The 12,869-nt window shown below is 50.3% G+C and carries 10 protein-coding genes; 8 read left to right on the top strand and 2 right to left on the bottom strand.

Annotation, left to right across the window (positions count from 1 at the left end; translation table 11 throughout):
• The first annotated feature begins 1 nt into the window (after window position 1).
• The 8 genes from GWK76_00050 (at window position 2) to GWK76_00015 (ending at window position 10,160) form a co-directional block, all read left to right on the top strand.
• On the top strand, window positions 2-895 hold the full coding sequence (locus GWK76_00050) for a hypothetical protein (GenBank protein QHU91742.1): 894 nt from the start codon (window positions 2-4) through the stop codon (window positions 893-895).
• Between the two features lie 647 nt (window positions 896-1,542).
• Window positions 1,543-1,980, top strand: coding sequence for a hypothetical protein (locus GWK76_00045; protein ID QHU92542.1), 438 nt, complete (start codon window positions 1,543-1,545; stop codon window positions 1,978-1,980).
• Window positions 1,973-3,835, top strand: coding sequence for a DUF87 domain-containing protein (locus GWK76_00040; protein QHU91741.1), 1,863 nt, complete (start codon window positions 1,973-1,975; stop codon window positions 3,833-3,835). The genes GWK76_00045 and GWK76_00040 overlap by 8 nt, the downstream gene beginning before the upstream one ends.
• Before the next feature lie 15 nt (window positions 3,836-3,850).
• A complete protein-coding gene (locus GWK76_00035) occupies window positions 3,851-7,066 on the top strand; it encodes a hypothetical protein (protein ID QHU91740.1) in 3,216 nt (1,071 codons plus the stop codon).
• Window positions 7,063-7,557, top strand: coding sequence for a hypothetical protein (locus tag GWK76_00030; protein QHU91739.1), 495 nt, complete (start codon window positions 7,063-7,065; stop codon window positions 7,555-7,557). The genes GWK76_00035 and GWK76_00030 overlap by 4 nt, the downstream gene beginning before the upstream one ends.
• 8 nt (window positions 7,558-7,565) lie before the next feature.
• Window positions 7,566-8,033, top strand: coding sequence for a hypothetical protein (locus GWK76_00025; protein ID QHU91738.1), 468 nt, complete (start codon window positions 7,566-7,568; stop codon window positions 8,031-8,033).
• On the top strand, window positions 8,018-9,364 hold the full coding sequence (locus GWK76_00020; GenBank protein QHU91737.1) for a CHAP domain-containing protein: 1,347 nt from the start codon (window positions 8,018-8,020) through the stop codon (window positions 9,362-9,364). Before GWK76_00025 ends, GWK76_00020 begins: the two co-directional genes overlap by 16 nt.
• Window positions 9,318-10,160: a hypothetical protein gene (locus GWK76_00015; GenBank protein QHU91736.1), complete on the top strand. Its 843-nt coding sequence runs from the start codon at window positions 9,318-9,320 to the stop codon at window positions 10,158-10,160. The genes GWK76_00020 and GWK76_00015 overlap by 47 nt, the downstream gene beginning before the upstream one ends.
• 1 nt (window position 10,161) lies before the next feature.
• On the opposite strand, the gene dnaN is transcribed toward GWK76_00015, so the two are convergent.
• Window positions 10,162-11,262, bottom strand: coding sequence for a DNA polymerase III subunit beta (dnaN, locus tag GWK76_00010; protein QHU91735.1), 1,101 nt, complete (start codon window positions 11,260-11,262; stop codon window positions 10,162-10,164).
• Window positions 11,263-11,522: 260 nt separating this feature from the next.
• The gene (dnaA, locus tag GWK76_00005) at window positions 11,523-12,869 is read right to left on the bottom strand and encodes a chromosomal replication initiator protein DnaA (GenBank protein ID QHU91734.1); all 1,347 of its coding nucleotides are present in this window, start codon (window positions 12,867-12,869) and stop codon (window positions 11,523-11,525) included.

Below are 12,869 nucleotides of genomic sequence, written 5' to 3'. Positions count from 1 at the left end.
AATGGCTGTCTACAAAGTTCCCCAAGATGTGGAAGCTGAAGACAAGCTGCTCGGGCCGTTTAGTTTCAAGCAGTTTATTTTCTTGATCGTCGCGATCGGCATGATTGCGCTGGCGTGGGGACTGTTCTCGGTGCTGCCGCCACTGGCGATTATCCCGGTGCCGGTTGCACTGTTTTTCGGAGCATTAGCCTTGCCGCTGCGCAAGGATCAGCCGATGGAGGTGTACCTCGCAGCGGTTATTTCGTTCATCCTCAAGCCCAAGCAGCGACTGTGGCGAGCCGATGGCATTGAGCGAATGGTCGAGGTGATCGCCCCGCGGGTTGAGGAAAAGCAATACGGCAAGGGGTATGACCAGGCCGAGGTCAATCGCCGGCTGTCGTATCTGGCGACGCTGGTGGACACGCACGGTTGGTCGGTGCGCGGCGTCGATAATCCAAATAGCTCGGTGATGAACAGCTCAATGCAGGCGGATTGGTACAACGAGGCCCAAACCGCCCAAGACCCGCTCGACCCAAGCAGCAAGACAGCCCGCGCCTTTGAAACACTCATTGAGCGAGCCGACGAAAGACGCCATGATGAAATTGTCCAGCAAATGCAGCGGGCCCAAGCCACCCCGACTACCCAAGACAGCCGAGACGATCAAGCCCCCTCGCCGCAACCCTCGACCTTCAACCCCTATCCAACCATGCAGCAGTCTATTATCACACCCATCAGCGAGCAGACGACCGCGACGGCCCGCACCGACCAGGCATCGCCCCCTAGCACAGCACCCGTCTCGCCTGCTATAATGGACTTAGCGCGTAATCACAGCGATCTGTCGGTCGCCTCGCTCCAACGAGAGGCCGGTCGCATCCAAAAAGAACATGATAAGGAAGTCGTGATTTCGCTTCACTAGGTGGGATGTCTATGCAACCAGATCAGCAACAGCAACCATATCACTATCCACCAAATGCAGCCGCTGCACCACCGTTTGGTGCACCGTCAAATCCGCCAACTATGCCGGGGGTTATTGCCTCTGGGCCTGACTCAGTCTCCGCAGAACCAACCTCACCGTACGCTCAGTACCCTGATCAGTTCAGCCCGCTGCCACAGCAATTACCGCAGGCGCCAGCCCAGCCACAGCCGATGCCAAGCGCACAGCCGACAGCGCAACCAGCCCCCAACCCACCGTCCACACCCGAGGCCAACCAGCCACAGCAAACCCCGCAACAACCCGCCAAGCAGCCGACTGGCCAGGCAAAACCTCAACAAAAAGGCCCGACCAGCGCCCAGAATACGTTGCTATTTTCTGAGATGCGCGAGAACATGATCATCATGAATGACGGCAGCTTTCGGGCGATTGTTCAATGTCAGTCAATCAACTTCGATCTGATGAGTGGCCGCGAGCGCGAGGGAATTGAATTTAGCTACCAAAACTTCCTTAACTCGTTATATTTTCCGGTTCAAGTGCTCATTCGCTCACGGCGCGTTGACATCGGGCCGTATATTGACCGGCTGATTGACATTCGCCGCAACCAAGACAATATGCTCCTGAACGTGCTGATGGATGACTACATCAACTTCATCGATGTCCTCGCCCAAGAGGCCAATATTATGGACAAGGATTTTTATATCGTGGTGCCGTATTATCAGAGCGGCGACATGCAAGTTATCAAACAGCAGGCCAAGGGTCTGTTCGATAGCTTTTTTGGCGGCAAGAAAGACAATGTCGTCACCAAGATCGAGCAGACCGCCTACGAAAAGGCCAAGGATGAAATTAAGAACCGAGTTGACTCGGTAATGAGCGGGCTGTTTCAGATGGGCGTGAAGAGTTCGCAGCTTAACACCAAACAGCTGGGCGAATTATTCTATAGTTCATACAACCCTGATGTGGCACCGCAACAACCATTGAGCGTTGGCGCCGATGAGCTAGCAACGACCTATGTCCGCAAGGGGCAGGGCGAGTCGCCACGTGGGTATGGAGGAGCACGGCATGGCTAGGAAAAAGAAGCTAGACGCCATTGATATCGCCGCCCAACAGCGGGCTCGCGAGCAGGCCGAGGTTGAGCAGGCTTTTCTCACCGGTGTGAGAACCCTGCGTGACTTCATCGCCCCGAGCAGCCTCGAGCTCAAATCCGACCATTTCCGCCTTGGCTCAAAGTACGGCCGCACCATGTACGTCTACGGCTATCCGCGCGAGCTATACACCGGTTGGCTCAGTTCGGTGATCAACATCGACGAGGTGCTGGACATCAGCATGTTCATTTACCCGGTTGATACCCAGGTGGTGCTCAACAACTTACGCAAGAAAGTGACTCAGCTCGAGGCCAGCCTCAGTATCAATTCCGAGAAGGGCAAGGTGCGCGACCCAGCGATGGAAGCAGCATTGCAGGACGCCGAGGAACTACGCAATCAGTTACAGATCGGCTCGGAAAAGTTCTTCCGCTTTGGCCTTTACATTACGGTTTATGCCGACAGCATTGATGAACTCAACTTTATCCAGCACAAGATCGAGACAATTTTTGGCCAACAACTGGTATTCTCTAAGGTTGCCTCGGCCCAGCAGGAGCAGGGCCTCAACAGCACTATTCCACAGCTGACCGACCAGCTCCAGGTTCGCCGCAACATGAATACTGGCGCTATTTCTACCAGCTTTCCGTTCACCTCGGCCGATCTAACCGATGGCAAGGGTGTGCTATATGGTATTAATATGCATAATAACGGCTTGGTAATTTTTGATCGCTTTTCTCTCGAGAATGCCAACATGGTGGTGTTCGCTAAATCTGGTGCCGGTAAGTCGTTCACCGTCAAACTGGAGGCGCTGCGCAGCATGATGCTTGGTTCAGACATCGTGATCATCGACCCAGAAAACGAATACCAGAAGCTGTCCGACGCCGTTGGCGGTAGCTACATTCGACTCAGCCTCAACAGCGACACCCGCATCAATCCGTTTGATCTGCCGCGAGTAATTGATACCGATGAGGCGGACGATGCGCTGAGGGCGAATTTAGTGACGCTGCATGGCTTGCTGCGACAGATGTTGGGCGGCTCACAGACGACAGCGGGCGGACAGATTATCGCTGGACTGACGGCCGCCGAGGAGGCTGATATTGACCAAGCGCTGATCGACACCTATGCTCGCGTTGGCATCACCGCTGACCCGTTGACCCATCACTCGACGCCACCGACCATCGCCGATCTCTACGATACGCTGCTTCATATGGGTGGCACCGGGCCAAGCCTCGCTCAGCGGCTCCGCAAGTTTACCTCGGGTACGTTCGCTGGTATCTTTAGTCAGCAATCAAACATCGATATCAATAACACCATGGTGGTCTTTAATATCCGCGATCTCGAGGACGAGCTGCGGCCGATCGCCATGTATATTGTCCTCAATCACATTTGGAATATTACACGCACCGACCAAAAGCGGCGCATGCTCATCGTCGATGAGGCATGGCAGCTGATGCGCTACGACGACTCGGCCAACTTCCTGTTTTCTCTCGCCAAGCGCGCCCGCAAATACCAGCTCGGCCTCACGACTATCACCCAGGACGTCGAGGACTTTATGGGTAGCAAAATGGGCCGAGCCATCGTCGCCAACTCGTCGATGCAGCTATTGCTCAAGCAGTCAACCAGCGCCGTTGATGTCCTTTCCAGTGTCTTCAAACTAACCGAGGAAGAGCAAAAACGCCTCGCCAATTTCCCCGTGGGGCAGGGGTTGTTCTTTGCCGGACAAAACCACGTTCACATCCAGATTCAGGCCAGCGATACCGAATACGAACTCATCAACACCTCGCCGATCTCTCGACACCAACTACCATCAGAAACGCCGCTCGGCGGGTACGGGGCAGTGTAGTATAATTGGAGGCATATGGCAACAGCAACAAAACCGCCACGATTTGACACCACGACCGATCCCGATGCTGATGCGCGAGCAAATCCGTTTGAGCTACATGATGATTCATCGGAGCGACTGAATGCTGGTGAGCAAGCAGCGCTCGACCAGATAGAGGCCGGTCTACGAGATGATAGCCTTGATAATGACCAGTTCGGCTACCAGGCAGGCCGAAAAGATAGCACTGGCGAGGCTGCACAAAAAGTAGCAGATAGAGAGAGTAGTGCTGCAAACCAGAGTCTACCCGGCGGTTTTTATCAGCCGGGAGGCTCCAAGCGAAATAAGCCTAAAGGTCGAGGTGCCAAGCTCATTGCTCTTGCTAAAAAACGTGGCGGTATTGTTGGTCTGATGATAATGTTTGGTGTTGGCGGCGGTCTGCTGGCTTCGGTGTTTGGTCCGGCATCAATGCTCATCAACCTCATGGAAAACCTAACCCTTGGCAACGATTCTAGTTCAGTTGTCTCTGAACGGCGTCTCGCAAAAAACTTGGCGAATATGATAACAAAGCCTGGTGTCTGTAACAGTAAAAAGATGAAGTGCAAGGCCGGCACGATTTCGAACAAAGGCCTACGACGTCTCGCAAAGCACGGCGTTGTAGCGGCCGATGCTAAAGGCAATCCGCTTAATCTAAAAAGGCTTGGCTACCCCAGTGGTAACCCAGAAAAGTTCATCGTTGACGGTAAACATATCAAGGCCCAGGATCTGCCCGGTTTTTTAAGTGCCAAAGAAAACCGCGGTCTTGCCGCCAAAGTCCTTGGTCGATCCGGTGCGTTTAATATGCGATTTCGCGTTTGGTCAAGTAAATATCTCGCCAAAAAGTTCTTTAGTAAATTTAAGCGCATAAAGCGAAACGGGGGAGCGGCCACGTGGGCCGAAGAAAACAAAAAGAATAACCGACAAAATCAAGGCCCAACAGGTTCTGACGGTGAAAAAAAGAAGACCCCATCCGAAGAATATCGTGCTGACGATAAAGTAAACCAAGCAGACATCGAAGAGTCTGGCAACAAAGCCAAGGCGCATGCCGACAAAAAACTGAAGCGTGCGCGGCGTGCTGGCTCGGCCTATACCCTCGCAACAGGTGCCTGTATCGCTGGACATGTGCCCGACTTTATCGTTGGCGGTGTCGCTGGAGCGCAAATGGCGGCACTTATCCCACCGATAGCTAATATCGTTCTCTCACCAGGATCACAACAAAAGGCTTCGGGCCTTGATCCGCGCTTCGCAATGACTGCCGCCGGCATGGAATTCGTTGGTACAATGTTAACCTCTCGCCACAAAGGCAGTGACGGCAAAGCCGAGTCAGCCCTTGATTCACCACTCCTGCTCTCTGCCATGGGCGTCAATAAAAATAAAGTTCCGCTATCTGAGAAATTTGCACCCGGACTTAAAGTTCGTCGCCATCCAGCTATCCAAGCAATGTATCAATATAAGGACGCTACCAAAGGTGCCTGTAATGTTATCATGAGCGATCAGGCTATGTATTCTGCCATGGCCGTCGATGCAGCAGCGACAGCCCTAGCAGCGCCAACACTTATCGGCGGTATTGTCAAGGCAGTGGGTGATTTCGCAATCTCTCAGATTACCTCTGTCATTATAGGCGAAATAACCAAAGCGGCCACAAGTGCAGCTGTTCAGGCGATATTCAAAGCCATCGTTGGCGATAATGACATTGCAAATGCTAAGGGTAAAGAGTTTGGTGATATGCTCGGAACATCGGCTGGTGCATTTTTTGCAGCAGCAAACTCAGCAAAACATCTGCCGGTATTGTCTAAAAAAGGCCTCTCTAGTTTTAATCAAGTTCGTCTCGCTAACGAGCGACAACAACGTGAATACGATATCGCCTCACTCAGCCCATTCGACACCTCTAGTCGCCACACATTCCTCGGCAGCCTCACCTTTAACCTGCGTCAGATGATGCTCCAGTCTGGTAGTTACAATAATTCATTCGCATCAATCTTCTCTAATATCATCCGCCTCCCAGCAATGGCACTTTCATTTGGAGCCACCGCCAATGCGAGTGATAACTACTCGGCAAATTACTGTGGTTATGCCGAAGACTTTGGTTTAAAAACCGAGGTTAATGGCCGCGACGTTACCCCGGCAGTGAACTTTGCCGGCGCTGGGTGTACGGGCTTTACTAGACAGCAGGACGATATGGGTGTTGAGGAGGCGCGAGAGATCCTAGCGAAGGCTGGATGGATCGATGAAAGTGTTGATATCGAGAAAGAAGATGACATCGAAGCGTTAGTCAGTAAAGGATATATAAAAGACAATACACCGCTAAAATCGTTTATTGAGTCTTGCAGCGATGTTAGTTCAGCAGAATACTCAACCAATATGGCCGGCTGCATCCTTGATGAATCTAGTACCAGGCAAAGTACCGGCAAGCTCTCCAGTGGCGGTTATCGTCCTGTTGTCGAAGGTGAAAATGGCAAGACAAGTGCCGATACCGACTTTGGCTCAATTGACACCGCCGACAGCAGGACCCTCGCCGCCATCTCCGTCTTTTTAATGGATTATCAGATCCAAAACTCCATCAACGGTGAAGACGACGAAGAACTTGTCGGCAGCAACCAGTCTAATAACGCCTCAAACTCCCAAACCGGCGAAAATCTTGATCAAATTAAGATGTACTATCAGTCAGAAGAGCCATGGAAGAATAAAAAATACGGTATTGGTAATATTGGTGAGTGTGGCTGCGCACCAACCTCTATGGCCGCTATCATCTCGACTGTCGGCAATACAACCGTTGATCCAGAAAAAATGGCTGAGTTTTTCTATCAAAACGATGGCCAGAGGGGTAGCGGACGCTGTGGTTCGAATTGGATATGGGAAAGTAAGGCCCAGCTATTTAAGGATAAATTTGGCGTCACGATTAAGACAGTACAGCCAAGCGCCGAGAATGCCTCAAGAGGCCTGTCCGAGGGTGGCCTAGTTCTCATATCGGTTGGCGGGAAAACACCGTTTATCCAGGGTGGTCACATTATGTTTATTCGCGGAAAGACCGCTGACGGTAAGTTCCTCGTTGGCGACCCGAATAAGCGCTCCAACACCGAAAATAAAGCTGGTTTTGCGGCGAGCGAATTTCACTTTGGTGAAAAGGCAGATAAAGGTAAAAATGAAGAGGATGATGGCACAACAGGTATGTGGGTGATCACTGGACCGAAAAAAGTTGGAGGGCAGTCGTCGTGAGAGACTTCCTTTTAGCACACAAAACAGCAATTATTGCTACGTTATCATTTGTCACACTTTCCGCCTCAGTCGTTGTCGTCATTCTGCTGCTACCACCCACCAACCAATCGACCCCATCGCAATCGCCTAGTAACAACCAATCAGAGGGTAAACAGTACGAGGGACCAACCGGCGGCAGTGGCCAGCCAACAACACAGCAGTTGATCCTCAGCGGGTGGGATACGAAGAATAGCGCCAATAAAACACTGGCCGCATTCATCAATGATGACACCCAAAATTCACTCGTTGCAGCGATTCTTCGCCACTACGTAAGTAAACATGCGACCTCTGATACCCTTGTGTCTGGAGCGATCACTAATGTAGTTTTTGACGAAAAGGTAATATCATTCACCGTGACTGTTAACAACACCGCCGCGTATGTCGTGCAGTTTACTATCGCGGATAACGCCGTCACCATTCGAACCGCAAGTGGGGAGCCAGTAGCGTTATGATAGATAGCATGAATTATTACTCCCAGCAGCCACGTGACGATAGGCGATCGTTGATGATTATGGCCGGACTGTGCGTCGCGGCGATTGCGCTGATAATCGTCATTATTCTAGTTGTTATCCGCAACAACACTCCATTAAATCCAGGACCAACTAAAAATCTTATAATCCCAGAAAAAATATTGCGCGAATCAGCCTCCGCTGCTTTTACCAACCTGCGAGTTGCGACAACACCGCGACAAATATTTATCGAAAAAATTGACTTCGAAAATGAGTGGATCTTTCTGAAAGCAATTGCCGCCAATGTTGCGACCACCAATCCATCGCGCACATTATATGTCATATTAAAGAAAGATGATCGCGGCAATTTACAGCTCATCGCATACTCAACCGGCAGAGAGGCGTGGCGGACAACTGACGGTAACATACTACCGGATAACGCGAGAGAGCGAGCGAGGAAATTATGGAACGAAAATTAGTCTTGCAAAGGGTTGTTATCGTTATATCAATTATTTCGCTGCTTTTTGGGAGCTCACCGGTATTTGCCGAACTAAATACCGACCAACTGCGCGCGACATTTGAAGACAATAGTATCCTTTTTAGTAATAATTCTGAAGATACAAACTGTTCACCAAATGCCGCACAGCGGGCGGGCGATGCCGCAGGAGAGTTGGTCGGTGAAGATAATCTAAAGAAAGCATTTAATTATTTTATATCCAAAGGTGCACCAAAGTTTGTTGCAGCAGCAATCGTTGGTAATTTATATCAGGAGTCAAAAGGTAACCCAATTCTTCGTCAAAATAAAGGCTCCGAGCCAAATCCGCTCAAGGCCGGCGGTAAGTATCACCCGTGGAACCCGAGTAAACCGGCTGGTATGGGCGATGCCTGGGGAATCGCCCAATGGGACCCGGGCGTAGCCGTTCTTTATTGGCAACAGCAGGCTGGCGTCCAGGGTGATGTTACCAGCCTCGAGGTGCAACTAGCTATCGTCTGGTGGCAGCTCCAGAATCTTGCACCGACCTCACGTAAAAACGTTCTTGCCGAAATGACGGCCTCGGGCAACGTAAACGAGGCAACCTCTATTATGGTAAAGAAGTTTTTTGGTGCTGGTATCCCACGAACCGATATTCGCGCAGCTTATGCTAACAAAGCCATGAGCTGGGAGCCAGATCCTTCTATCGCAGCCGCAGCGGCTTCTGGTGCCGCTACTAACTGCAGTGATGATAGTGGAGGTGGAGGCGGCACTATCTCCGAAGGCGGCCTCAACGAAGAGCAGGCAAAGAAATTCATGATGAATTACGGCGAAAATAAGAACAATGAAAGCCAGAAGGCTATGGGTGGTTACCTGTGGAATAATTGTAATGGTGGCGGCTCGAATTGTGTGTCGTTCTCTGTATTCTTTTTAAACAAGTTCACTTCTACAAAAGGCGTCTATACACCCGGAAATGGAGAGGCGGTTGTGTCATACTTAAGGAGTAACAGGCGCGTGCCAACCGGCAAAACACCAAAGGTTGGAGCAATATTTAGCTGGAACGGTGGACGGTATGGACATACTGGTGTCGTCCTCGGCATTCACGGTGATACTGTTATCGTTGGCCAAGCAAGCTGTAGTGGTCCCGGTAAGGGGCGCGGTGATGGTACACAATCGGGTGGCGGATCTGGTTTCATCCGCGTAGGTAAGATCAACGAGACAAAGGCATGGCTCGGTCGCCTACCAGATGAGTTTGCCTACCCAGAAGTTGATATGTCGGCAGTAGCAAATTATGTTGGAGCAAGCACAGGTGGAGGTGGTGGCAATGTTGCACTATAATAAAAAACTAATTTTCATTATCTCGGGGTTTATCGGCATTGTTACTATCGCTACAATTGCCTATATACTGCTGCTGCGCAACCCCCTCGGTGGAGAGATGCACATTGAAAACCTCAGAACGTATACAAATGGTAAACCGACCGACACTAAAACCCTCGAAACAATCCGTCACGCATTATATACCGCTATCCGTAACAATTACACTGGCAATTTACCAGACAACTCCATCAAAGACATTCTTATCCGCGATGGGTCGTTCAAGCAGACTCGCGATCAAGCGAAAGACATCCACACCGTTAACTTCATTGTTGATATTAAAAGCCTACAGCAGTCGTATCTTGTCGAATATACGTGGTCACAAAAAACCAATCTTGACGAGGATGCCCAGTATCAATATGGCACAACCGTTTCATGCCTACCAACCGATCAGCTAATATACGGTTATTTTGGCTGTAATGATGACTTTTCACGAATGCGTGGACTACGAAGCCCGCATCTAGTTGTCAACTGGAGCGGCCAAAAGGATCAGTACGGCAATTCATTATCTGACCAACTAACCGGTAATGACACTGACTACATTGAGAAGCTAATCATGAGCGATTATTCTTATGACCACAAACTATCACGTATCGCTACACAAACAACGATAAAAGACATCGTACGTGATACATCATCAGGAAAAAATACGCTATCATTTACTGTTACTGTTGAGGATAAATTAGCCTACAATATCACTATTGATTACAATAATGATCGACGAATTGCCATTACTCAAGACGGTCGATCACTCAACTAACCTAGCGCTTCAACGGCATAACAATATGCATACAATCCGGCGTAGGGGTCTGCTCGCGGATAACGCATGGCGACAGTTTGCCGCTAAACGAGAAGGTGATAGTCTCGCCATCAGTGACGCCAAGCGACTCAATCAGATAGCGAGAATTAAGCGTAATTTCGCCGTCGCTTGACACCTCGGCACTAGCCTCAGAGGTATTCTCGCCGAGTTCCGAGGCGATTGAATGGATTGATAGTAGCGCTTGCTCGTGACTAGCCGTGAGAGTAATGCCGCCGCCCGACTCACGTGCAAATAAACTAGCAACCTTGGTAATACGCAGAAAATCAGCCTTCTTAATCGTTACCTCGGTCTCGGCAATTTTAGGAATTAATTGACGATAGTCGGGAAACTTGCCATCGATCAGCCGACTCACAATCTCTAGGTGATCCGTCCGAAACCCAACCTGCGTTTCATCAAAAAACAAACTTACATCACTCGTCTCGGTGTCGAGGCTCCGCAGCACTTCCTGCAATGTCGATGCTGGTACGATGGCTGTAATTTCGCCATCAAACTTCATCAGCCGCTTCTCCGCTAGCCGATAACCGTCCGTGGCCGCTAGATACAACTCACTATTATAGGTGTGCCAGTACACACCAGTTAACACCGCCCGCGTGGCATCACTAGACGTCGCGATAATGGTTTGCGAAACTGCTTTTTTTAGCTCATCGGCACTCATATCCAGTCGCACCGCTGTCTGCTCGTCCACTGTCGGTAGCTCCGGAAACTCGTCTGCTACGACGCCATTGATAACCGATGAGAACTTATCTGCGGTCAGGTGTAGATGCTCGTCCTTAACCTCCAATTCAACCGTGCTACTTGGCAGGCTGGCGACGAACTCGCTCACTAGTCGGGCTGGGATAGTTATCGAGCCGGGCTTCTCGACCTTGGCGCCAACATGCTGGGTAGAGGCGATCTCCAGATTCGTTGCCGCTACGACCAGCCGAGAACCATCGGTTCGTAATAAAATATTATTCAGTATCGCTAGTTCGTTACGACTAGCAGCGATGCGCCCAACGCTAGCGAGGGCTTTGGCGAGGTTTTCTTGGGTGACGGTGAGTTTCATATTCTTATTATAATCCCTTTCTTATTTTTATTCAGTAGTTAGTAATAATAGGTACTGTGGAAACTGGGTAAAGATTGTGTTCATATAGGGGTGGTAGTAGCATTGTGTCGGTGGAAAAGACGGTGGATTTGCTGGGTATGGTGTCGTGGATAAGACGCCGATTATCCACGTGATGCTGCTTGGCCCATTTGATAACAGCTAGATTAGTGGATAGTCGTTCACACGTTTGTCGCTGGTTATACGCACATTTTACCCAGGTTTTACACATAGAGCTTGTCTCGGATGTCGTTAATTTGTTCACGAATATTGACGCTGATGAGCATCTCCTTGCTAATTTTGTCAACCGAATGAATGGCGGTAGTGTGGTCTTTGCGGCCAAGCTCCTGGGCGATTTTTGGAAAGCTCATCTTGAGCTCGCTCCGCAGCAGGTACATGGCGATTTGGCGTGGCTGCATGATGTATTTATCGCGCCTTGGCGAACACACATCCTTGACCTCAACACCAAAGTGGCGAGCGGTTTTGTCAATAATTTGCTTGGCGGTGATATGTTGCGGGCGAGAACGCTTGATATTACCAAGTAATCCCTCGGCGGTTTCGGCATCGGGTGTGATGTTCTGCATCTCGGCGTAGGCGAGGAGTTGATTGAGCGCCCCTTCAAGTTCGCGAATATTAGTCTTGAAATTGGTGGCGAGATATTCGACAACGTCGGCGGATAATTCAATATTACTCAGGCCAGCCTTGGCAGTAACGATAGCGCAGCGAGTTTCATAATCAGGCATCTGCACGTCAATTGTCATACCCCACTCAAAGCGACTGCGCAGGCGGTCGGTCAGGGTAGGGATGCTTTTGGGCGGCTTGTCAGAGCTGATGATAATTTGCTTGTCGTTTTGGTGTAGGTCGTTAAAGGTGTGAAAGAACTCGTCCTGAGTTTTTTCCTTATTGGCGATAAACTGCATATCGTCAACGATCAGGACATCGACGTTACGATATTTATCGGAAAATCCTTTTTTCTTGAAGCGAATCGAGTCGAGAAATTCACTCACAAAGGTCTCGGTGGTGGTATATAGTACGCGGGCGGAGGGTTGGCGCTTAATAATCTCGTTACCAACGGCCTGCATTAAATGGGTCTTGCCAAGCCCCGAACCGCCATAGAGATAAAGCGGGTTATATTTGGTGCCAGGACTAGCGGCAATTGCTTGACAGGCGGCGTGCGCCAAGTCATTACTCGAGCCAACGATGAAGTTGTCAAAGGTATAGCGCGGGTTGAGGTTGGTTGCTGATTTTTTAGACTGCTTGATGATCGGTTGGGTGGCGGCCGCTGAATTTGGTTCATCACGGCTGAGGCGCTGCTTTCGAGCAGCTGTTTTTTTGGGTCGAAAATGAATCGTCGAGACCGCAAGGCCGCTTCGCTTCAAGCCGTCAGCGATGCGCTGATAGTAGCGTTTTTCCAGCTGTGTCAACACGAAGGGGTTGGGTGATAGGACGGCCACCTCATTAGCAGATATAATGTCAAGCTCGGTCGACTTAAACCAGGTCGAAAATGACGATGGCGGAATTGAAACCTCAATTTCACCCAGCACTCCCTGCCAAATAGCTTGACTATTCAC

It is taken from the genome of Candidatus Saccharibacteria bacterium oral taxon 488 (assembly GCA_010202465.1).
Taxonomy (GTDB): domain Bacteria; phylum Patescibacteriota; class Saccharimonadia; order Saccharimonadales; family Saccharimonadaceae; genus Nanosynbacter.
The sequence above is the reverse complement of the archived record's forward strand: the minus strand, read 5'-3'. Positions and strand labels throughout refer to the sequence as shown.